Below are 20936 nucleotides of genomic sequence, written 5' to 3' on the forward strand. Positions count from 1 at the left end.
GCTGTGGGGGTGGAGACACAAAGTGTGGCCGGGGTCCGGATGGCCGATCCGGTCCTGGCCGAGGCCACGGCGGACGGGCTGAAGCGGGTCGAGGATCTGCTGCACCGCGAGGTGCACAGCGACTACGAGTTCGTCACCGAGACGTCGTTGCACCTCATCGAGGCGGGCGGCAAGCGGTTCCGGCCGCTGTTCACGCTGCTCGCCGCGCAGGTCGGCCCGCACCCGGAGCGCGACGAGGTGGTGACCGCGGCCGCCGTGGTGGAGCTGATCCACCTGGCGACGCTCTACCACGACGACGTGATGGACGAGGCCGCGATGCGCCGCGGCACGGAGTCCGCGAACTCCCGCTGGGACAACTCCATCGCGATCCTGACCGGGGACTTCCTGTTCGCGCACGCCTCGCGGCTGGTCGCCGACCTGGGGCCGGACGCGGTCCGGATCATCGCGGAGACCTTCGCGCTGCTGGTCACCGGGCAGATGCGCGAGACCCGCGGGCCGAAGGCGACCGACGACCCGATCGAGCACTACCTGCGGGTCGCGGCGGAGAAGACCGGGTCGCTGATCGCGACGTCCGGCCGCTACGGCGGGATGTTCTCCGGCGCACCCGCCGAGCACGTCGAGGCGCTGCGCACCTACGGCGAGGTCATCGGGACGGCGTTCCAGATCTCCGACGACATCATCGACATCGCCTCGCCGTCCGACGACTCGGGCAAGACCCCGGGCACCGATCTGCGCGAGGGCGTCCACACCCTGCCGATGCTCTACGCCCTGCGCGACGGCGGCGACTCCGCCGACGCGCGCCGGCTGCGGCAGCTGCTGGCCGCCCCGATCAGCGACGACGCCGAGGTGGCCGAGGCACTGGAGCTGCTGCGGGCCGGGGACGGGCTGGTCCAGGCCCGCGAGACCCTCGCCGGGTACGCCGACCGCGCCCGCGCGGAGCTCGACGTCCTGCCGGACTGCCCCGCGATCGCGGCGCTGCGGACGCTGACCGACTACACCGTGGAGCGCGTCGGGTAGGTGTCGTGACAGCTAGGCGGCCCCGGAGAGTGCTCGCGGGCGGCGTGGGCGCACCAGGTCCGCGGTGAAGACGAGCAGGGCCACCCAGACGAGGGCGAACCCGGCCCACCGGGCGGGGGCCATCGTCTCGCCGACCACGAGCACGCCCCACAGGAACTGCAGCGTGGGGTTGATGTAGAGCAGCACCCCGAGCGTCGTCAGCGGCAGCCGCCGGGCGGCGGAGCCGTAGAGCAGCAGCGGCAGCGCCGTGGCCGGGCCGGCGGCGAGCATGAGCAGCAGGTGCCACGGCCCGTGGTCGACGAACGTGCCGGCACCGGCCGACTCCAGCACGAGCAGGAACACAGCTGCCGGGACGACGAGGACCAGCCCCTCCGCCGTCAGACCGGCCGCCGCGGACAGCGGTGCGGTCGCCTTGAACAGCCCGTAGACGCCGAACGAGCCGGCCAGGGCGATCGACAGCCAGGGCACCGTCCCGTTCCCCACGGCGATCACGACGACCGCCGTCGCGGCCAGCCCGAGCGCCGTCCACTGGGCCGGGCGCAGCCGCTCCCGCAGCACGAGCACGCCGAACAGCACCCCGACCAGGGGTGTCATGTAATAGCCCAGGGCGGCCTCGACGACCATCCCGACCGAGACGCCCCAGATGAACAGGCCCCAGTTCACGGCGATGAACACCGCGGCCGCCGCCGTCACGAGCCAGCCGCGCACGCCGAGACGCCGCACCTCCGGCCATCCCCGCAGCAGCGTCAGCACCACGGACATGAGCACCGCGGTCCAGACGACCCGGTGCGCGAGCACCTCGAGCGGCGCGGCCGGGTCCAGCAGCGGCCAGAACGCCGGGAACATGCCCCACAGCACGTACGCGCCGACGCCCGCGGCCAGTCCGGCCGGGCTCCGTTCGTTCCGTTCGAGGGTGGTTCGTTCGGGGGAACGGGCCGTCACGACGGTCGCCCGGGGTGGTCCTTCACGGGCACGATGATCCGGTACGGGTGTGCCGGCGCGCGAGACCTCGTCGGGCGTGCACGATCCGTGATACCAAGCACGGCGACAGTGGTCCGGGGCGGTCCCGGGCGGACGGAGGTCCGGCATGGGCTGGATGTGGGCACTGCTGGTGGTGCTGGTGGTCCTCGTGGTGGCGGGGGTGCTGGTGGCGCGACGCCGCGAGCGGTCCGTCGAGGAGGCACCGGGCACGGGGGGAGCGCTCGACGCCGCGGGGGCCCTGGAGGTTCCCGACCGGCCCCGTGAGCCCGAGGCGGCCGGGTTGTTCGACACCGCCGGGGCGGTCGACCCGTCGGCCGCCGCCGCGGGTGCACACACCCCGTCGCCCGACGCGGACGCGGAGGCACCGCAGCCGGACGCGGAGGCACCGCAGCCGGGAGGGGACGCCCCGGCCGGGGCGGAGCCGTCGCCCGCGGAACCGACGGGCGCCGGGACCGACGCGACCGGCGGGACGGAGCCGACCGGCGGGACGGAGCCGGCCGAACGGGCGGAGACGACCGGGTCCGCCGCGTCCGACCCGGACCGGGGGACCACTGCCGACACCGCCGCCGACACCGCCGCCGAGGCGGGCACGCCGGCGGCCGCGACCGACGACCCGGATACGTCCGGGGCCGGGCCCGTGACCGAGCCGGACCCGTCCGGCACGGTCGCGGCCACCGACCCGGCGGACGGGACGACCCCCGCCGGTACCGCCCCCACCGACCCCGCGGGCACGGGCGTCGCCGGGGCACCCTCCGACGGGGCCGCGCCCGGGGACACGGACGGCACGACCGATGCCGTGGCCTCGTCCGGCGGGTCCGAGTCCGGGCACGCGGACTCCATGACCGACGCCCCGTCGGACGGTGCCGGGAGCAGCCGGACGCCCACGGCGGCGGCGAGCGCGGCCGGCGGGGCCGCCGCCACGGGTCCGGGCACGCCCGGGAGCGACGCGGCGGGGGAGCCCCCGGCCGTCCCGCAGCCCCGTACCGAGACCGCTCCCGGCGCCGGCGGGACCACCGCGGCCGCCGAGGGTGCGGACGACACCGACGGCACCGACGACGAGCCCTCCGGCCGGCACGCGCTCCGCGACGGCGTCGCACCCGCGCCGCTGCCCGAGCCGGGACCGGTGTCCGCGGACGGACCGCCCGAGCCGCTGGCGATCCCGTCGCGCGCCCGTCCGTCGACGGGCGGGTCGGCGCTGGCGGCGCTGGACTCGCGGCTCATCGGACCGGCGGCGGTGTCCGCGCCGCTGCCACCCGGTGTGCGCCCCGGGCCCTACGCGGACTCGGTCCTCGCCCCGTCCGACGGCGGCGACCCGCCGGACACCCACCGGGTGAAGGTGCACAGCGGCTCGCGCCGGTTCCACACGCCCGACTCGCCGTACTACGTCCGGACACGGGCCGACCTGTACTTCACCGCCGAGGGCACGGCCCGCGCGGCCGGGTTCATCGCCTGGCACGAGCGCCCCGGCGCCCGCTGAGGCTCGCACACGACGACGGCCCCGGTGCTCGCCGAGCACCGGGGCCGTCGCCGTGCGGGCGGGGCCTAGACGATGGTCCAGGTGTCGCGGCCGTTGAGCAGGGACTGCAGGTCCGCGTCGGGCTTGGCGTCCTTGGCCGCCTGCACCTGGGCGCGGGCGGCGTCGTCGTAGGTGCCGCGGGGGGCGTTGCGGAACACGCCGGTGACGGTGTGGGTGAGGTCCTGGTCGGAGAGCCGGGACAGGGCGAAGGCGAGTTCGTGGTCGGCCTGGTCGTGGACCACGATCTGCGACGGGTCGACCGAGGCGGTCTCGACGACCTTCAGCTTGAACCCGTCCTGCACGACGGCGTGCGATCCCTCGGCTCCGAAGACGATGGGCTCGCCGTGGGTCAGCGGGATGAGGCGGTTCTCGCTGTCGCCGCGGCGCAGGACGTCGAAGCTGCCGTCGTTGAAGATGGGGCAGTCCTGGAAGATCTCGACCAGGGCCGACCCGCGGTGCTCGGCGGCGGCCTGCAGGACGGTCTTGAGGCTGTTGCGGTCGCTGTCCAGGGCGCGGCCGACGAAGGAGGCTTCGGCCCCGAGCGCCAGCGAGATCGGGTTGAAGGGGTGGTCGAGCGAGCCCATGGGGGTGGACTTGGTGACCTTCCCGACCTCGGAGGTGGGGCTGTACTGGCCCTTGGTGAGGCCGTAGATCCGGTTGTTGAACAGCAGGATCGTGATGTTGACGTTGCGGCGCAGCGCGTGGATGAGGTGGTTGCCGCCGATGGACAGCGCGTCGCCGTCGCCGGTCACGACCCAGACGCTGAGGTCCTCGCGGGTGGTGGCGAGGCCGGTGGCGATGGTGGGGGCGCGGCCGTGGATGGAGTGCATCCCGTAGGTGTTGAGGTAGTAGGGGAACCGGGAGCTGCAGCCGATGCCGGAGACGAAGACGGTGTTCTCGCGCTTGATGCCCAGGGTGGGCAGGAACTGGCGGACGGCGGCGAGCACGGCGTAGTCGCCGCAGCCGGGGCACCAGCGGACCTCCTGGTCGGAGGTGTAGTCCTTGGCGGTCTGCTTGGCGTCGGTGGTCGGGACGCCGTCCAGACCACCGATGGTGGGCAGGCCCAGGTCGGTGGCGGTCATGCCTGTGCTCCCGTGATCTCGGCGGCGGACTCGGGGTGGGATCCGGTCAGGTAGTCGAGCAGCACGTCCTGCAGCTCCTCGGCCCCGAACGGCAGCCCGGCCACCTTGGTGTAGCTCTTGACGTCGACCAGGTACCGCGCGCGCAGCAGCATCGCGAGCTGGCCCAGGTTCATCTCCGGGCACAGCACGGTGCGGTAGCTGCCCAGCACCTCGCCGAGGTTGGCCGGCAGCGGGTTGAGGTTGCGCACGTGGACGGTGGCGACCGAGTGGCCGAGCTTGCGCACGCGGCGCGCCGCGGCGTTGATCGGGCCGTACGTCGAACCCCAGCCGATCACCAGGGTCTCGGCGTCGCCGTCGGGGTCGTTGACGACGAGGTCGGGGACCTCGATGCCGTCGATCTTGGCCTGGCGCAGCCGGACCATGCGGTCGTGGTTGTCGGGGTCGTAGGAGATCGAGCCGCGCCCGTCGGCCTTCTCCAGGCCGCCGATGCGGTGTTCCAGGCCGGGGGTGCCGGGGATGGCCCAGGGGCGGGCGAGGGTGTCGGTGTCGCGCAGGTAGGGCCAGAACTCGCCGGAGCCGTCGGGGGCGTTGGGTTCGGTGGCGAAGCCGGGGTCGACGGTGGGCAGGTCGGCCACCGAGGGGATTCGCCACGGTTCGGAGCCGTTGGCCAGTGCGCCGTCGGAGAGCAGCATGACCGGGGTCCGGTACCGGACCGCGATCGCGGCGGCCTCGACGGCGGCGGAGAAGCAGTCGCCCGGGGTGCAGGGGGCGATCACCGGTAGCGGGGCCTCGCCGTTGCGGCCGTGCAGGGCCTGGAGCAGGTCGGCCTGTTCGGTCTTGGTGGGCAGCCCGGTGGAGGGTCCGCCGCGTTGGACGTCGATGACCAGCAGGGGCAGTTCCAGGGCGACGGCGAGGCCGACGGTCTCGGACTTGAGTGCGACGCCGGGGCCGGAGGTGGTGGTGACCCCGAGCGCGCCGCCGAAGGCCGCGCCGAGCGCGGCGCCGACGCCGGAGATCTCGTCCTCGGCCTGGAAGGTGGTGACGCCGAAGGCCTTGTGCTTGGACAGTTCGTGGAGGATGTCCGAGGCGGGGGTGATCGGGTAGGTGCCCAGGAACACCGGCAGGTTCGTGGTGCGTCCGGCGGCGATGACGCCGTAGGCCAGGGCGGCGTTGCCGGTGATCTGGCGGTAGGTGCCCGGGGCGAGGCGGGCGGGGGCGACCTCGTAGGTGACCGCGAAGGCCTCGGTGGTCTCGCCGTAGGCGTGCCCGGCGCGGAAGGCCAGGATGTTGGCCTCGGCGATGTCGGGCTTCGTGGCGAACTTCTCGCGCAGGAACCGCTCGGTGGACTCGCTGGGCCGGTGGTACATCCAGGACAGCAGGCCGAGGGCGAACATGTTCTTCGCGCGTTCGGCGTCCTTCTTGGACAGGCCGGTCTCGGCCAGCGCGCCGCGGGTCAGGGTGGCCATCGCGACGCCGTGCACGGCGTAGGGCTGCAGGGAGTCGTCCTCGAGGGGGTTGGACTCGTAGCCGACCTTGGCCAGGTTGCGCTTGGTGAACTCGTCGGTGTTGACGATCAGGACGCCGCCGTGGGGCAGGTCGGCGATGTTGGCCTTGAGCGCGGCAGGGTTCATCGCGACGAGCACGTCGGGGCGGTCGCCGGGGGTGAGGATGTCGTAGTTGGCGAAGTGCAGCTGGAACGACGACACCCCCGGCAGGGTCCCGGCGGGGGCCCGGATCTCGGCGGGGAAGTTCGGCAGCGTGGACAGGTCGTTGCCGAAGTTCGCCGTCTCGGAGGTGAACCGGTCCCCGGTCAGCTGCATACCGTCGCCGGAGTCGCCCGCGAACCGGATGACCACCCGGTCGCGCTGGACGACCTCGGAGTCATGTGCCTCGACGGGGGTGTCGCTGGTCGTCATGGGCTGATGGGCTCCGGTTCCGCGTCGACTTGTCCTGCGATACGTCGAGGTTAACTCCCGGTCGGAGGCCCTGTCCGTCGACCCGGAGCCACGTCACATAACCAGGGTTACGTTCGTGGGCCGGATCACTTCCGGCTGATCTTCCGCTGCAGGGCCGCCACCCGCTCGGCGAACGCGTCGGAGTGGACGGACTCGGCCTGCGCGCGGACCTCGATGTCGGTGGCGTCGGCGTGCGCGTCGAGCCGCGCGGTCACCCGCATCGTCTCCTTCGTGGTGACGATCAGGTCGCGCGGCGCGGCAGCGGCCCGCCCGGCCAGCTCGCGGGCCCCGGCGAGGAGCTCCTCGTCGCTGTCGTAGGCCCGCCACGCGAGGCCGACCCGCTCGGCCTCGCGGGCGTCGAGGACGTCGCCGAACAGCGTCATCGCCGCGGTGCCCTGGGCGCCCAGCGCGCGGTGCGCCATCCAGGTGAAGCCGCCGCCGGGGTGCAGTCCGAGCTGCATGAAGCGCACGTCGAACCGCGCGGTCGGGCCGGCCAGGCGCACGTCGCAGGCCAGGGCCAGGTTGATCCCGGCGCCGACCGCGGCACCGTTGACCGCGGCCAGGGTCGGCAGCGGCGACGCCGCGATCGCCAGGAACCCGGAGTAGACGCGCTTGAGGGTGGCCGGGTCGGCCTTCTGCAGCTCGGCCAGGTCGCCGCCGGCGCAGAACGCGGGCGCCTCGCCGGTCACCACGATCGCGCCGACGGAGTCGTCGGCGTTCGCGGCGTCCACGGCCGCGACGAGCTTCTGCGACAGATCCAGGTTCAGTGCGTTGCGCCGTGCCGGGTTCGACACGGTGAGCACCGCGACGCCGTCGGTGATCTCGGTCCGGACCTCGGTGGTGGCCGTGCTCTCGCTCATGGCGGGGACTCTTCCACGCCGCCGCGGTCGGTCACACCCTCGGTCACACCCGGGAACGCGCCGGCCGCGTCGTCCGTTGGACCGGACGAACCCCCGCAGGACCGCACGGAGAGGGATCCCGGCGTGCACAGCCACATGAACGGCCTGAAGACGGCCGTGCTCCTCGGCGCGATGAGCGCCCTCATCCTCGCCGTCGGCGGGGTCGTCGGCGGCCGCGGCGGGCTGGTGATCGCACTCGTCATCGCCTTCGCGGTGAACGGCTGGGCCTACTTCAACTCCGCGACGACGGCGCTGCGCTCCATGCACGCGCAGCCGGTGACCGAGGCCGAGTACCCGCAGCTGTTCCGCATCGTCCGCGAGCTCAGCCAGCGCGCCCGCCAGCCGATGCCGTCGCTGCACATCAGCCCGACCGACGCGCCCAACGCGTTCGCCACCGGGCGCAACCCGCGCCACGCCGCCGTCTGCGTGACGACCGGCCTGCTGCGGCTGCTCGACGAGCGCGAGCTGCGCGCCGTCATCGGTCACGAGCTCAGCCACGTCTACAACCGCGACATCCTCATCTCCTCGATCGCGGGCGCGCTGGCCACCGCGGTGTCGTTCCTCGCCAACTTCGCGATGTTCGCCTCGCTGTTCGGCGGCGGCGACGAGGACCGCCCGAACCCGATCGCGATCATCCTGGTCGCGCTGCTCGGGCCGATCGCCGCCGGCGTGGTGCAGATGGCCGTCAGCCGCTCCCGGGAGTACCAGGCCGACGCCTCGGGCGCCGAGCTGACCGGCGACCCGCTGGGGCTGGCGTCGGCGCTGCACAAGCTGCAGTACGGCACCGCCGCCGCCCCGCTGCCGCCCGACCCGCGGCTGACCGCCCAGTCGCACCTGATGATCGCCAACCCGTTCCGCCCCGGCGAGCGGATGGCGCGCTGGTTCTCCACGCACCCGCCGATCGAGGACCGGATCGCCCGGTTGCAGCAGATGGCGGGCCGCTGACCGGTCCGGTTGCCCGGCCGCGGATCGCTGTTGCGTAACGGTTCGGGGGTCGGGGAGCGATGACAGGGCAGCAGAGCTCCCCCTGCGGAAGAGGACCCATGAGCGAGACCCCGTCCCAGAAGCCCCGCCACGCGCTGACCGGCAGCGGTGCGACGCCGTCGGTGCCGGCCCAGGGCGGACCGGTCGAGGTGCCGCAGCCGGCCCGTGCCGGGGACGACCTCGCCCCCGCGGCGGAGCAGCGGCCCGCGGTGCCCGCGCCGTCGGCGTCGCCGGACGCCGTCGACGGTCCGGTGGACGGAACGGGTGCCGCGGAGCACCGCACGGAGACCCACGCGGAGCCGGACGACGACGCGCCCACCCGCGCGCTGCCGGTCGTGCCGCGTCCCCGCGAGGCGGCGGGTACCGGACCGCGGCGGCCCGTGGCACCGCTCGGGCGCCCGGCCACGGTGCCGTACGGCCCGGGCCACCGCGCCGTGCCCGGCCACGGCCCGGTGCCCGGCCGGGCGCCCGGCCACGGTCACGTGCCCGGTCACGTCCCGACCGGCCACCGTCCGCCGTCCGCACCCGCGGGGCACGTCCCGGGCCCGCCGTGGGCGACGGCCGTGGACCGGCTCCCCGAGCCGTTCCGCCCGGCCCCGCTGCCGGCCGCCGCCCCGGGGGCGCGGGCCTCCGGCGGGTTCCGGCTGCCCGACTTCCCCGCCCGCACCCGGCCGGTGCTGCCGGTCGTCCTGGGGGCGGCGACCGCGCTGGTCCTGGCCCTGGGCGTCGCCGCCGGGGTGTCCGGCATCCCGGACGCGTCGTCGGCCGCGGGCCCCGCCCCGGTGTCCACGCCGTAGCCGTCTGCTTGTATCCCCGCCGTGGGGATCTCCTGGGAGGACTACCGCGGCCACGACGCCGTCGGGCTGGCCGCACTCGTCGCCGGCGGTGAGGTGAGCCCGGCCGAGCTGCTGGACGCCGCCGTCGCGCGGGCCGACGCGGTCGAGCCGACGACCAACGCGATCCGGTACCGGATGGACGACGCCGCACGCGCCCGGGCGGGCGGGCCGCTCTCCGGCCCGTTCGCGGGCGTCCCCTTCCTGGTGAAGGACCTCGCCCAGCACGTCGCGGGCGTGCCGACGGCGTCGGGCTCGCGCGCGCTCGCCGGGTACCCGCGGCCCGAGACGTCCACCGTGGTCCGCCGCTGGACCGACGCCGGGCTGGTCGTGTTCGGGCGCACGGCGACCCCGGAGTTCGGGGCGCGCGCGGTCACCGAGCCGGTGCTGGGCGGCCCGACCCGCAACCCGTGGGACCCGTCGCGGACCCCCGGCGGCAGCTCCGGCGGCTCCGCCGCGGCGGTCGCGGCCGGCATCGTGCCCGCCGCCGGGGCGAGCGACGGCGGCGGCTCCATCCGCATCCCCGCCGCGGCCTGCGGGCTCTTCGGGCTCAAGCCGGGCCGGGGCGTGACACCGTCCGGGCCGGACGTCGCCGAGGGCTTCCACGGCGCCTCGGTGCAGGGCGTCCTGTCGCGCACCGTGCGGGACTCGGCCGCGCTGCTCGACGTCATGGCCGGTCCGGAGCCCGAGGGGCCCTACGTCGTCCGCCCGTTCGAGCGGCCCTGCGCAGAGGCGGTCCGCGAGGACCCGGCGCCGCTGCGGATCGGGCTGGCGACGGCCTCGCCACTGGGGACCGCCGTCGACCCGGAGGCGGTGGCGGCCGCCCGCGACGCCGCGGACCTGCTCACCTCGCTCGGCCACGTCGTGGAGGAGTCCGCGCCGGCGGTCGACGGGCGGGCGCTGGCCACCGACTTCCTGACCACGTGGTTCGCGATGATCGCCGCGCAGGTCGACTCGGCGCGGACGCTCACCGGCTGCGCCGACGACGCGTTCGAGATCGAGACCCGGGTGATGGCGGCGATCGGGCGCGCGACGCCCGCGCCGCGCTACCTCGCCGCGCTGGCCGGGCGCCAGGAGCACACGCGGGCGCTGGCCGCGTTCCACGAGCGCTACGACCTGCTGCTGACCCCGACCCTGGCCCGGCCGCCGTGGCCGACCGGCGAGCTGTCCCTGCCCACCCCCGCCCGGCTCGGCGCGCAGGCCCTGCTGCGGGCCCGGGCGTCCGGGCTGTTCGGACGGCTCGGGCTGGTCGAGGGCCTGGTCGACGCCAACTTCGCCCCGGTGCCCTACACCCAGCTGGCGAACCTGACCGGGCGTCCGGCGTCGTCGGTGCCGCTGTACCGGACGGCGGACGGGCTGCCGCTCGGCGTCCAGTTCGTCGGGCGTCCCGGGGCGGAACCGCAGCTGCTCGCGCTGGCCGCGCAGCTCGAGCGTGCCCGGCCCTGGGCGCACCTGCGCCCGCCGCTCTAGCGGTCGTCGAGCAGCAGGCGGACCCGCGCGCGCTGCGTCGCGGCGTCGGCCGGGGCGTGGTGAAGCAGTCCGTCGACGGCGTGGACGACGAGCCGGGCCCGCTCCCGGGCGTCGTCGCCGGCGCGGCGGCCCAGGTGGAACGCGACCTCACGCACGCAGTCCTCCCGCAGCGCGGCGACGGCGGCGACGCCCGTGGGCGTGCGGGAGGCGAACCCGGCGAGCAGCGCGTGCAGGTGCGGGTGGTCGGCGTGCAGGTCCACCGCGGTGTCGGCGATCCGCAGCACCGCCGTCACCGGGTCCGGCGGGTCGGCCCGCAGCGCCGCGAACACCGCGTCCAGGGTGGACCGCGCCTCGGTGACGTGCCGGGCGACGAGCGCGTCGAGCAGTGCCTGCTTGTCGGGGAAGTACTGGTAGAGCGAGCCGACCGAGACCCCGGCGCGCGCGGCGATCCGGTTGGTGGTCGCGGCGAGGCCCTCGCGGGCGAAGACCTGAGCAGCCGCGGTGAGCAGGAACCCGACGGTGGCCCGGGACCGCTCCTGACGTGGGGTCCTGCGCACGTCCGGCCTCCTCCCGCGGGTCGCCGTACGCGAGTTGTCCGGGCCCATCCGACCACGAACGCTGAGGTGGTGACCAGCACCGTCCTGCTCGACCTGTCGCTGCGCGTGCTGCCCGGGGTGATCGTGCTCGGCGCCGCGTCCGTCGTGGTCGGACGGTCGTCGCCGCTGCTGCGGATCGTGCTGCTCGTGCTCGGGTTCGTCCTCGTGCGCGACGCGATGACCCCGCTCGGGCTCTGGTCGCTCGGACCGGCGCCGCACGGCCTGCTGTGGCTGCGCTTCCCGCCGGACCCGGTCGTGCTCACCGCCGTCGGGACGGCCGGTGCGGTGGCCGCGCTCGCCGCCGCGTACGGGCCGCGGGACCTGCGCGGGCTCGTGGTGTGGGGCCGGCTCGGGCCCCGGGCGCTGCTCACCGCACTCGGGGCCGCCGCGCTGCTCGTCGTGCCGCTGCTCGCGGCGCTGCGCCCGGTGCCGCCGGAGCTGCGCGGCGGCGCGGTCGCCGTCACGTCGCTCCCCGCGCTGGCGGTGCTCGTGTTCGGCGGCAACCTGCTGGAGGAGGTGCTGTTCCGCGGGCTCCTGCAGGGACACCTGACGGGGCCGCTCGGGCTCGGGGCCGTGCGCGCGGTCCTCGCGTCGGGGCTGTTGTTCGCAGCCGGGCACGTGTTCCTGGCCACGACCGTCACCGACCTGGGGTGGCCGGTCCTGGCGTTCACGCTCGCCGAGGGTGTGCTGTGCGCCGCGGTGCGGCACCGGCACGGGGTGCTCGCGTCGACGGTGACGCACGGGACCGTGATCCTCGCCCTGGCGTCGGGTCTCTAGCGCGGCAGCCGCATCCCCGCGCATCCGCGTCCACCCCGGTCGGGGGAACGGCCGGCCGGGCTGATCGACGAGTAGCTGGTCGTCATCCACCCCGGTCCTGGTCGGCGGGGGGATCCGGTTCCTCACCGCCCTGGACCGGCGGGTGGACCTGGTGGAGACCCGGACGCTCCCCGGCGGCGTGACGCGGACGCCGGCCGGCGGGGTCTACGGGACCGGGACGACCTCCGGCGCACCGCGCGGGCGGCGCCGGACGATCCACTCGGCGACCAGTGCGTTGATCCCCCATCCCGCGCTCAGGACCGTGACGTGGACCGCGGGGGCGAGCAGCTGGTCGAGCCCGACGACCGCGGCGACGGGGAGACCGATGAGCGACTGGGTCGCCGCCCCCAGACCGAGGGCGTAGGACCGGAGCATCCACGAGCGGTGGGCCGGCACGTCGCGCCGCAGGATCGCTGCGAGGGCCAGGACGAGGCCGACGGTCGTGGCGGCACCGACGAGCATGCGGACGGCGTACACCTGCGGGCTCTGCTCGGGGACGATGTCGTACACCTGGGTCATCCACAGTGCGCTCAGTGCCATCGCCAGCCCGGCCGTCAGCACGATCCGTCCCGCGATCCGGTGGTACCGCGGGTGGCGGAGGCGCAGGCTCGGCATGAACTGGAACGCGCCGAGCCCGCAGAAGACGATCCCCCCGATGGCGTGGGCCGCGATCGGGATCGGGCTCGCGTGGAACCGTGCGCTCTCGACCGAGGCGGGCCCGGCGAGGTCGGCCAGCCGGAGGACCCCGTTCGCGGCCGGGACGAACGTGAGCGCCAGCAGGACCGCCGGGATCCGCCACTCACGTGTGCGGTGCGTGGACGCCGTCTCGCTGCTCATGAGGTTCCTTCCTGGGCCGGGCCGTCCGTCCGGTCGTGGTCGTGCCGGGCGCCGACGCCGGGGGAGGCGGTGACGATCACCTCTCCCCGGGCGCGGCAGGTGCCCGCCCGGGCCGGGGCCTCCGGCGCGTGCTCCGGGGGGCCCGCCGCGTCCACCAGCGGGCGGAGCCGTCCGTCGGCGAGCAGCCGCCCCGGCTCGGTGACGGTCTCCGTGGTGACGGTCGGGAACCGCAGGCGCGCGTGTCCGGTGTCGACGCCGTGCACGAACACGGCGTCACCGACCGGCCGGCGGGTCACACCGGGGCCGGCGTCGGCGACGACGCCCGCCAGGTCCGGGCCGAGCCGCCGCCGCGCCGGGCACCGCAGCCCGTGTCCCGGCCGGACGGGCCCGTCGGCGGCGGTGACGGACGCCGCGGCGACCCGGACGGGGACCTGGCCCCGGCCCGGGACGGGGGCGGACACCTCGCCCACCGCGAGCCTGTCGGCCTCGCCGTGGACGGGTCGGAGAAGTGCGCGCATGAGGACTCCGAGAAGGCGTGCGGAGGGGAGGTCCGGCTCCGTGGAGACGAACCCCTGGTGAGGGCGGGGCGTGGTGGTGCGGAACCCGCGCGGGTCAGTCCGGGTCGGCGGGGGTGTAGGAGAAGACCTCGTCGAGCGGGAGGCGGAGCGCATGCGCGATCTGGAAGGCCATCTCCAGCGACGGCGAGTAGCGGCCCTGCTCGACGGCGATGACGGTCTGGCGGGTGACGCCGAGGGCGGTCGCGAGCTGCGCCTGGGTGAGTGAGCGCTCCGTGCGCAGGTCGCGGATGCGGTTGGTGACCCGGGTGGGTTTGTGGCCGACCATCACAGCCCCCGGCGGTAGGCGACGAGGGCGACGCCCGTGCTGGTGAGCGCGCCGAGGAACGAGCCCGTGAAGAGCACCGTCGCCGTCCAGAACGGCGGCACGTCGAGCGCGAGCACGACCAGTGCTGCCGGCACGGCGAGCCCGACGATCCGGGCGCCCGCGGTCTCGGCGTACCGCTCGATCTCCTGGTCCCGCACGTCGGTGAGCGCCTCGCCGCGACCGCGCAGCCACAGCGCCGGCATCACCACGGCGTACAGGCCGCCGCCCAGGACGAGGGACCACAGCATCGGGCCCCGCCACGCGACGTCGACGAGCGGGAGCCCGTCGGTGACGGCGCGTGCGACGACGACGCTCCAGTACCCGACGAACGTCGCCAGGCTGATGGCGAGGCCCGCCCACGTGTAGCGCTCGGTGAAGGTCACGACGCCCCCGATGTCAAGAATTATTGACATCGCCACCGTAGGGCGGGCGCCCGGGGTGTGTCAAGAATTCTTGACGTCGGTGACGTCGGTGACGTGGGGCCGCGGTCCACGCGGCACCCGGCGGTCGGCTACCGGTAGTTCGTGAACTGCAGCGCGATCCCGAAGTCCTTCGACTTGAGCAGTGCGATGACGGCCTGCAGGTCGTCCTTCTTCTTGCCCGAGACGCGCAGCTGGTCCCCCTGGATCTGCGCCTGGACGCCCTTCAGCTTCTCGTCGCGGATGGCCTTGCTGATCTCCTTGGCCTTGTCCTGCGCGATGCCCTGCAGGATCTTGCCGCCGGCCCGGTAGGTCTTGCCGGAGATCTGCGGCTCGTCGGCCTCGAACGCCTTGAGGCTGATCTGGCGCTTGATCAGCTTCTCCTTGAAGACCTCGATCCCGGCGAGCAGGCGTTCCTCGGTCTCGGACTCGAAGGTCAGGGACTCCTCGCCGGCCCAGGACACGGTGGTGTTGGTGCCGCGGAAGTCGAAGCGCTGCGACAGCTCCTTGGCCGCCTGGTTCAGCGCGTTGTCGACCTCCTGGCGGTCCACCTTGCTCACGACGTCGAACGACGGGTCGGCCATCGGTCTCTCCTCCGGATCGGTCGGGGACCCCTCGTCGGGGTCGTTCAGGTCGTGTCGTATCCTCGTTCACGCACTCAGCGAGACCGAGATGCACCCCGGCTGGTTGCCCGAGCGGCCAAAGGGAGCGGACTGTAAATCCGTCGGCGTAGCCTTCCCAGGTTCGAATCCTGGACCAGCCACAGCAGGTGAAAGAGACCCCCGACCAGCGGAAACGCCGGTGCCGGGGGTCTTTTTCGTCGTCCGGGCCCGTCCCGGCCCACGGGTGTCCACGGACGCGATCTCGAACCGCCGAGCCCCTCCCGGGGGCGGAGGCCCGCCCCGTCATACCGGTATTGACTTATATAAGTACGACCTACTAGATTCGGCGCCCGTGCACGCGTTCGACGTCCTCGGCGACCCGGTTCGCCGGCGCATCCTGGAGCTGCTGGCCGACGGTGAGCGGACCTCCGGCGCGATCACCGACGTCATCCGGGCCGAGTTCGGGCTGTCCCAGCCGGCCGTCTCGCAGCATCTGCGCGTGCTGCGTGACAGCGGGTTCGCGTCGGTGCGGCCCGCGGGCGCACGCCGGTTCTATGCCGTGGAGTCCGCTCCGCTGAGCGAGATCGACGCCTGGCTGGACCGCTTCCGCCGGCTGTGGGACCAGCGCCTCGACGCCCTGGGGACCGAGCTCGCGCGGGGCAGGCGTGCAGCCGGCCGTCCGACGGGCCGGCGACCCGGCCGGCCGGACGAGCACGGCACCGACCCGGACGCGACCGGATCATCGACGAAGGGGACCTGACGATGAAGGACGTACTCGACGAACTGGCCGCCGCCCGCCGGAGGATGGGGACGGCGACGCTGCCCGCCGGTGAGGCCTACACCATCGAGCTGCGGCGTCGGTACGACGCGGACCCCGACGACGTGTGGGACGCCATCACCAGCCCCGAGCGCCTGAGCCGCTGGATGAAGCCGGTCACCGGCGACCTGCGCCTCGGCGGGACGTTCGAGCTGGACGGCGGCGAGCACGGCGAGATCCTGCGGTGCGACCCGCCGCACCTGCTCCGGGTGTCCTGGATGTTCGGGCCGGAGGCCGACGCGTGGCCGGGCACGAGCGAGGTCGAGGTGCGTCTGTCACCCGGCCCCGCCGGGGACACCGAGTTCGAGCTGGTCCACTCCGCCGCCGTCGGGGAGCCCATGTTCCCGACCTACGGTCCCGGCGCCGGTGGCGTCGGGTGGGACCTGCACCTTCTCGCCCTCGCCGGGTTCCTGGGCGACGGCGGGACCCTCGACCACGAGCGGTTCCAGGCCTCGCCGGCGGGCCGGGAGTTCAGCCGCCGCAGCGCCGTCGCCTGGGGTGAGGCCCACCTGGCCGGTGGTGGTGAACCCGGCCGGGTCGCGGCCGCGGTCGAGGCCACCACCGCGTTCTACGTGCCCGGCGACGGCGCGCAGGCCTAGGCGGAACGGTCGGACTCCGCCGGCGCAGTGCCGGATCCGCTCCTCGGCGGGTGCAGCGGGTGGCGGGTGAGCGGGCCTCCGAGCCTCGGCAGGCTGCGCCATCCTGGTCCGATGCCGCACCGCAGCCGCTGGACGTCGTTCGTCGCGCCCGGGACCGAACCGCCGGTCCGGACCCTGCACGAGGAGGGCAACCCCGCCCACCGGGTGCGGGTCGAGCACGACGGCCGGACCCTGCTCGTGCACCTGTCCGGGGAGGACGGCCCGGGCTGGACGTGCCTGGCCGTCGACCGGGACACCCGCGCGTACGCGGTGCGCCAGGACGCCCGTCAGGCCGACGCCGCCGCGGCGGCGGTCCGGGCGCTGCGCCGGGACGACGACACCGCGCGCTGAGCCCGGCCCGCACCGCGGGCGTCGCCCGGCCGGTGGGGCGGGACGGCGGCGCGGCGCCCCGGCCTCACCCGGCGGGTGCCGGCGCGGCGCCCGGAGCGACGTCGTCGCCGCCGGTCGGCAGGCCGGCCGCCCGGCGCAGCGCGCCCAGCCCGGCCGGGGTGCCCGGCCAGTGCCGGTCCAGCGCGGCGGGGCCCGCGGCCCGCACCACCGCGCGCAGCGCGAGCACCACGACGACCACGTCGTCGAGCTGGCCCAGCACCGGCAGCACGTCGGGGATCAGGTCCACCGGCAGCAGCAGGTAGCCGATCGTCAGGCCGAGGACCACGCGCACCCGGCGCGGCACGGCGGGGTCGCCCGCGAGCCGGCGCAGCAGCCGCACGAGGTCGGGCAGCAGCCGCACGGCGTCGGTCAGCGCGATCCGGTCGCGCCCGCGCGAGCCCACGTAGAGCCCGACGACCAGCGCGACCCAGCCGACGACGAGCGCCGCCGGGACGCCGATCCACCACTGCATGCCACCAGCATGCGCCGTGAAACAGGTGTTTCGCCCCGGAACGTGATCAGGGTGACGGCAGCGCCGGATCGGCCTTCAGCCCCACCCCGGACAGCTTGAGCCGCCGTGCCTCGGCCATCAGCATCGCCAGCGTCGTCGCGGCGGCCGCGTAGCCGGTGCCGTGCGGCGGGCGGACGTTGGAGATGCAGTTGCGCTCGGAGTCGCGACGGCCGCGGCGGGCGTCGTAGGTGAAGTAGAGCCCCAGCGAGTCCACGGAGCTCATGCCGGGCCGTTCCCCGACGAGCACCACGACGTGGCGGGCCCCGACCGCGGTCGCGATCTCGTCGCCCAGCGCGACCCGCGCCTGGGTGGCGACGACGACCGGCGCGACCCGCCAGCCCTCGAGCCGGTCGAGGATCTCGGCGAGCATCCCGGGGGCGTGCTCGGCGACCGCGCGCGGCGAGAGCCCGTCGGCGACGACGAGCACCACGTCGTGCTCCCCGCGCGGCAGCTCGGTGCCCTCGGCGAGGCGTCGTCCCAGGTCGGGACGGGTCAGGTACTCGGCGCGGTCGCGCGGAGCCCCGGCGGCGCGCAGCGTCGTCACCCCCAGGGACTCGATGCGGGGCCGCAGCGCATCGACGTCCAACGGGGTGTGCACGGCGTCGCGGGCCGCCGCGTGGGCGGCGCGCAGCTCCAGCAGCCGCGCGGTCGGCAGCGCGTCCCCGGCCCGGCCCAGCGCGACCCGGGCGCGGGTGGAGGCGCGCAGCACGTCCAGCGGGTCGTTCACCGGACACCCGCCGTCAGGGTCCGGACGGCGCCGGCCGGCAGGTCGCGCAGGCGTCCGTCGCCGTCGAGCATGTCCATCGCGGTCAGCCAGGACTCGAACTCCGGCGCGGGCCTCAGCCCGAGCACCTGACGGGCGTAGAGCGCGTCGTGGAACGACAGCGACTGGTAGTGCAGCATCACGTCGTCGCCGCCGGGCACGCAGATGACGAACGAGCAGCCGGCGGCGCCGAGCAGGGTGAGCAGCGCGTCGGTGTCGTCGGCGTCGGCCTCGGCGTGGTTGGTGTAGCAGACGTCGACGCCCATCGGGACGCCCAGCAGCTTCCCGCACACGTGGTCCTCGAGCCCGGCGCGGGTGATCTGCTTGCCGTCGTGCAGGTACTCGGGCCCGATGAACCCGACCACGGTGTTGACCAGCAGCGGGTCGAACGCCCGCGCGACGGCGTAGGCGCGTACCTCCAGCGTCTGCTGGTCGACGCCGTGGTGGGCGTCGGCGGACAGCGCGCTGCCCTGCCCGGTCTCGAAGTACATGCACTGCGTGCCGACCGTGCCGCGGCCCAGCGACAGCGCCGCCTCGTGCGCCTCGCGCAGCATCGCCAGCGTCACCCCGAACCCGGAGTTCGCGGCCTCGGTCCCGGCGATCGACTGGAACACGAGGTCCACCGGTGCGCCGCGCTCCATGATCTCGATCGAGGTCGTGACGTGCGCGAGCACGCAGGACTGGGTGGGGATGTCGTAGCGGGTGCGGACCTCGTCGATGAGGTGCAGCAGCTCGGTGGTGCGCTGCGCCGAGTCCGTCGCCGGGTTGATGCCGATGACGGCGTCGCCGCAGCCGAGCAGCAGCCCGTCCACGATGGAGGCCGTCACCCCGGCCGGGTCGTCGGTGGGGTGGTTGGGCTGCAGCCGCGTCGCCATCGTTCCGGGCAGGCCCACCGTCGAGCGGAACGCCGTCACGACCGGCGTGCGGCGCCCGACGGTGATCAGGTCCTGCAGCCGCATGAGCTTCGACGTCGCCGCCACCATCTCCGGGGTCAGCCCGGCGGCCAGCGCGGTGGTGTCGACGGCCGGGTCGAGCAGGTGCTCGCGGAACTCGCCGACGGTCATCGACGCGACCGGCGCGAACACCGCGCGGTCGTGCGAGTCGAGGATCAGGCGGGTGACCTCGTCCTCGTCGTAGGGGACGACCTGCTCCTCGAGGAACGTCGCCAGCGGGAGGTCGGCGAGCACGGACTGGGCGGCGACCCGCTCCTGCTCCGACCGGGCGGCGACGCCGGCGAGGACGTCGCCGGAACGGGGCGGCGTGGCCGCGGCCAGCAGCGCCCGCAGGTCGGCGAACTCGTGGGTGCGGCCCCCGAGGGTGGCGCGGCGGACCGTCACGTGAGCTCCTCCTCCGCCGCCGCCAGCGCCGCGAACTCCTCGTCCGGCGCCGCGCCGACCAGGTGGTGCCGGGAGTAGAGCGCGAAGTACAGCATGAACAGCGCGAACGCGCCGAGGGTCGCGCCGGCCGCGACCGGGTCGACGAGGAAGGTCGCGATCACCGCGAGCACCGCGACGACCAGCGCGAACCCGGTCGTCGCCACCCCGCCCGGGGTCCGGTACGGCCGCGGCATCTCCGGCGCGGTCCGGCGCAGCACGATGTGGCTGACCATCATCAGCACGTAGGACAGCGCCGCCCCGAACACCGCCATGTTCAGCAGCACGTCGCCCTGCCCGGTGAGCGAGAGCAGGAAGCCGACCGCGCCCGGCACGATCAGGGCGAGCGTCGGCGCCTTGCGCCCGTTGGTCACCGACAGCACGCGCGGCAGGTAGCCGGCGCGCGACAGCGCGAACGTCTGGCGGGAGTAGGCGTAGATGATGGAGAAGAAGCTCGCGACGAGACCGGCGAGCCCGACGTAGTTGACGACGACCCCGGCCGCCGACCCGCCGAGGGCCTCGACCAGCGGGTTCCCCGACTCCGACAGCGCCTGCGCGCCCAGCGCCCCGGTCGCCAGCACCAGCACCAGCGCGCCGGTCACCAGCAGGACCAGCATCGCCGCGACGATCCCGCGCGGCACGTTGCGGGCGGGGTCGCGGGCCTCCTCGGCGGCCAGCGGCACCCCCTCCAGCGCGAGGAAGAACCAGATCGCGAACGGCACGGCCGCCCAGATCCCCAGCCAGCCGTAGGGCAGGAACGGCGAGGCGCCCGCCGCCGCGGTCGGCGCGATGTCGACCAGGTTGGCCGCGTCGAACAGCGGCACCGCGGCGACGGCGAAGATCAGCAGGCCGAGCACCGCGACCGCGGTGATCACGAACATGACCTTGAGGGCCTCGCCGACCCCGGCGATGTGGATGCCGATGAACAGCACGTAGGCGGCCAGGTAGACCCACCAGCCGTCGGTGATGCCGAACAGGCCGAGCGACTCGACGTAGGCGCCGATGAACGTGGCGATCGCGGCCGGGGCGATCGCGTACTCGATGAGGATCGCGGTGCCGGTCGCGAAGCCGCCCCACGGGCCGAGCGCGCGGCGGGCGAAGGTGTAGCCGCCGCCGGCCGCGGGCAGCGCCGAGGACAGCTCGGCCATGCCCAGCACCATCGCGAAGTACATGGCGGCGATGACGACGCCCGCGACCAGCAGGCCGCCGAACCCGCCCTGGGCCAGGCCGAAGTTCCAGCCCGAGTAGTCACCGGAGACGACGTAGCTCACGCCGAGACCGGCGAGCAGGACCCAGCCCGCGGCGCCGGTGCGCAGCTGCCGTCGGGCCAGGTAGTCGGCGTCGCTCATGGGGCCTCCGCTCGTGGGGTGGACGGATCGTAGGGACATCCCCCGGTCGAGCGGGATACGCCGTTGTGAGGGTTGTGTGACGGCGACGGAGGCCGTGTGACGCAACGCGACAGGGTGGCGCACCGCCACGGTCGAGCGGAGTGCACGTCACGCAGCGTGGTATCGGCGAAGGATGCGCGTCCGTTCGGGTCCACTGTGGTGACGGT

General features: G+C 74.7%; 23 protein-coding genes, 1 tRNA gene and 1 pseudogene. 11 read left to right on the forward strand and 14 right to left on the reverse strand.

Annotated features, from left to right (window positions below; all coding sequences use genetic code 11):
• The first annotated feature begins 39 nt into the window (after positions 1-39).
• Positions 40-1017, forward strand: a complete 978-nt coding sequence (locus WJX68_RS16980) for a polyprenyl synthetase family protein (protein ID WP_340292084.1) — start codon at positions 40-42, stop codon at positions 1015-1017.
• A 12-nt stretch (positions 1018-1029) separates the two neighbouring features.
• Here WJX68_RS16980 and rarD read toward each other — a convergent pair whose 3' ends face one another.
• Positions 1030-1959: an EamA family transporter RarD gene (gene rarD, locus WJX68_RS16985; protein WP_340291989.1), complete on the reverse strand. Its 930-nt coding sequence runs from the start codon at positions 1957-1959 to the stop codon at positions 1030-1032.
• Positions 1960-2104: 145 nt separating this feature from the next.
• On the opposite strand from rarD, the gene WJX68_RS16990 reads away from it, so the two are divergent.
• The gene (locus WJX68_RS16990) at positions 2105-3475 is read left to right on the forward strand and encodes a sunset domain-containing protein (RefSeq protein WP_340291991.1); all 1371 of its coding nucleotides are present in this window, start codon (positions 2105-2107) and stop codon (positions 3473-3475) included.
• 65 nt (positions 3476-3540) lie between these two features.
• Here the strand turns inward: WJX68_RS16990 and WJX68_RS16995 are convergent, their stop codons facing one another.
• The 3 genes from WJX68_RS16995 to WJX68_RS17005 all read right to left on the reverse strand — a co-directional run bounded on the left by WJX68_RS16995 (position 3541) and on the right by WJX68_RS17005 (position 7411).
• Entirely contained in the window at positions 3541-4596 is a 1056-nt protein-coding gene (locus tag WJX68_RS16995; RefSeq protein ID WP_340291993.1) for a 2-oxoacid:ferredoxin oxidoreductase subunit beta, read from the reverse strand.
• Positions 4593-6512: a 2-oxoacid:acceptor oxidoreductase subunit alpha gene (locus WJX68_RS17000; protein WP_340291996.1), complete on the reverse strand. Its 1920-nt coding sequence runs from the start codon at positions 6510-6512 to the stop codon at positions 4593-4595. The genes WJX68_RS16995 and WJX68_RS17000 overlap by 4 nt, the downstream gene beginning before the upstream one ends.
• A 125-nt stretch (positions 6513-6637) precedes the next feature.
• The gene (locus WJX68_RS17005) at positions 6638-7411 is read right to left on the reverse strand and encodes an enoyl-CoA hydratase (protein WP_340291998.1); all 774 of its coding nucleotides are present in this window, start codon (positions 7409-7411) and stop codon (positions 6638-6640) included.
• Between the two features lie 123 nt (positions 7412-7534).
• Between WJX68_RS17005 and htpX the strand changes: the two genes are divergently transcribed.
• The 3 genes from htpX to WJX68_RS17020 all read left to right on the forward strand — a co-directional run bounded on the left by htpX (position 7535) and on the right by WJX68_RS17020 (position 10737).
• Positions 7535-8395 (forward strand): zinc metalloprotease HtpX, encoded by an 861-nt coding sequence (htpX, locus tag WJX68_RS17010; RefSeq protein ID WP_340292000.1) that lies wholly within the window; start codon positions 7535-7537, stop codon positions 8393-8395.
• 98 nt (positions 8396-8493) lie between these two features.
• Positions 8494-9231 carry a hypothetical protein gene (locus WJX68_RS17015; protein ID WP_340292002.1) on the forward strand — a complete coding sequence of 246 codons (738 nt, stop codon included), beginning with the start codon at positions 8494-8496 and terminating at the stop codon, positions 9229-9231.
• Positions 9232-9258: 27 nt separating this feature from the next.
• Positions 9259-10737 carry an amidase gene (locus WJX68_RS17020; RefSeq protein ID WP_340292086.1) on the forward strand — a complete coding sequence of 493 codons (1479 nt, stop codon included), beginning with the start codon at positions 9259-9261 and terminating at the stop codon, positions 10735-10737.
• On the opposite strand, the gene WJX68_RS17025 is transcribed toward WJX68_RS17020, so the two are convergent.
• The gene (locus WJX68_RS17025) at positions 10734-11294 is read right to left on the reverse strand and encodes a TetR/AcrR family transcriptional regulator (RefSeq protein ID WP_340292005.1); all 561 of its coding nucleotides are present in this window, start codon (positions 11292-11294) and stop codon (positions 10734-10736) included. The two genes, WJX68_RS17020 and WJX68_RS17025, sit on opposite strands and share 4 nt — an antisense overlap.
• A gap of 69 nt (positions 11295-11363) precedes the next feature.
• Between WJX68_RS17025 and WJX68_RS17030 the strand changes: the two genes are divergently transcribed.
• Together WJX68_RS17030 and WJX68_RS17035 are read left to right on the forward strand one after the other, a co-directional pair.
• Positions 11364-12110: a CPBP family intramembrane glutamic endopeptidase gene (locus WJX68_RS17030; RefSeq protein ID WP_340292007.1), complete on the forward strand. Its 747-nt coding sequence runs from the start codon at positions 11364-11366 to the stop codon at positions 12108-12110.
• An 82-nt stretch (positions 12111-12192) separates the two neighbouring features.
• Positions 12193-12291 (forward strand): annotated as a pseudogene (locus WJX68_RS17035) (dihydrofolate reductase family protein); the annotation flags it as partial.
• A gap of 23 nt (positions 12292-12314) precedes the next feature.
• On the opposite strand, the gene WJX68_RS17040 reads toward WJX68_RS17035, so the two are convergent.
• The 5 genes from WJX68_RS17040 to WJX68_RS17060 form a co-directional block, all read right to left on the reverse strand.
• Positions 12315-12986: a DUF2306 domain-containing protein gene (locus WJX68_RS17040; RefSeq protein ID WP_340292009.1), complete on the reverse strand. Its 672-nt coding sequence runs from the start codon at positions 12984-12986 to the stop codon at positions 12315-12317.
• Positions 12983-13504 (reverse strand): alcohol dehydrogenase catalytic domain-containing protein, encoded by a 522-nt coding sequence (locus WJX68_RS17045; protein ID WP_340292011.1) that lies wholly within the window; start codon positions 13502-13504, stop codon positions 12983-12985. Before WJX68_RS17045 ends, WJX68_RS17040 begins: the two co-directional genes overlap by 4 nt.
• A gap of 94 nt (positions 13505-13598) precedes the next feature.
• Positions 13599-13829, reverse strand: a complete 231-nt coding sequence (locus WJX68_RS17050; RefSeq protein WP_340292013.1) for a helix-turn-helix transcriptional regulator — start codon at positions 13827-13829, stop codon at positions 13599-13601.
• Positions 13829-14251 (reverse strand): hypothetical protein, encoded by a 423-nt coding sequence (locus WJX68_RS17055; RefSeq protein ID WP_340292015.1) that lies wholly within the window; start codon positions 14249-14251, stop codon positions 13829-13831. The genes WJX68_RS17050 and WJX68_RS17055 overlap by 1 nt, the downstream gene beginning before the upstream one ends.
• Before the next feature lie 128 nt (positions 14252-14379).
• Complete coding sequence (locus tag WJX68_RS17060; protein ID WP_340292017.1) at positions 14380-14871, reverse strand: YajQ family cyclic di-GMP-binding protein; 492 nt, start codon at positions 14869-14871, stop codon at positions 14380-14382.
• 97 nt (positions 14872-14968) lie between these two features.
• Between WJX68_RS17060 and WJX68_RS17065 the strand changes: the two genes are divergently transcribed.
• The 4 genes from WJX68_RS17065 to WJX68_RS17080 all read left to right on the forward strand — a co-directional run bounded on the left by WJX68_RS17065 (position 14969) and on the right by WJX68_RS17080 (position 16695).
• A tRNA-Tyr gene (locus WJX68_RS17065) sits at positions 14969-15050 on the forward strand.
• A 191-nt stretch (positions 15051-15241) separates the two neighbouring features.
• Positions 15242-15649, forward strand: a complete 408-nt coding sequence (locus WJX68_RS17070; protein ID WP_340292020.1) for an ArsR/SmtB family transcription factor — start codon at positions 15242-15244, stop codon at positions 15647-15649.
• A 2-nt stretch (positions 15650-15651) separates the two neighbouring features.
• Positions 15652-16305 carry an SRPBCC family protein gene (locus tag WJX68_RS17075; protein WP_340292022.1) on the forward strand — a complete coding sequence of 218 codons (654 nt, stop codon included), beginning with the start codon at positions 15652-15654 and terminating at the stop codon, positions 16303-16305.
• A 111-nt stretch (positions 16306-16416) separates the two neighbouring features.
• Complete coding sequence (locus tag WJX68_RS17080; protein WP_340292024.1) at positions 16417-16695, forward strand: hypothetical protein; 279 nt, start codon at positions 16417-16419, stop codon at positions 16693-16695.
• Between the two features lie 64 nt (positions 16696-16759).
• Here the strand turns inward: WJX68_RS17080 and WJX68_RS17085 are convergent, their stop codons facing one another.
• From WJX68_RS17085 to eat, 4 genes are read right to left on the reverse strand one after another with little or no spacing between them, the layout of a single operon-like run.
• The gene (locus tag WJX68_RS17085) at positions 16760-17206 is read right to left on the reverse strand and encodes a YkvA family protein (protein ID WP_340292026.1); all 447 of its coding nucleotides are present in this window, start codon (positions 17204-17206) and stop codon (positions 16760-16762) included.
• A 46-nt stretch (positions 17207-17252) separates the two neighbouring features.
• A complete protein-coding gene (gene eutC, locus WJX68_RS17090; protein ID WP_340292028.1) occupies positions 17253-17972 on the reverse strand; it encodes an ethanolamine ammonia-lyase subunit EutC in 720 nt (239 codons plus the stop codon).
• On the reverse strand, positions 17969-19345 hold the full coding sequence (locus tag WJX68_RS17095) for an ethanolamine ammonia-lyase subunit EutB (RefSeq protein WP_340292031.1): 1377 nt from the start codon (positions 19343-19345) through the stop codon (positions 17969-17971). Before WJX68_RS17095 ends, eutC begins: the two co-directional genes overlap by 4 nt.
• Entirely contained in the window at positions 19342-20730 is a 1389-nt protein-coding gene (gene eat, locus WJX68_RS17100; RefSeq protein ID WP_340292033.1) for an ethanolamine permease, read from the reverse strand. The genes WJX68_RS17095 and eat overlap by 4 nt, the downstream gene beginning before the upstream one ends.
• Positions 20731-20936: the final 206 nt, after the last annotated feature.

The organism is Pseudonocardia spirodelae, from assembly GCF_037727765.1.
GTDB classification, from domain to species: domain Bacteria; phylum Actinomycetota; class Actinomycetes; order Mycobacteriales; family Pseudonocardiaceae; genus Pseudonocardia; species Pseudonocardia spirodelae.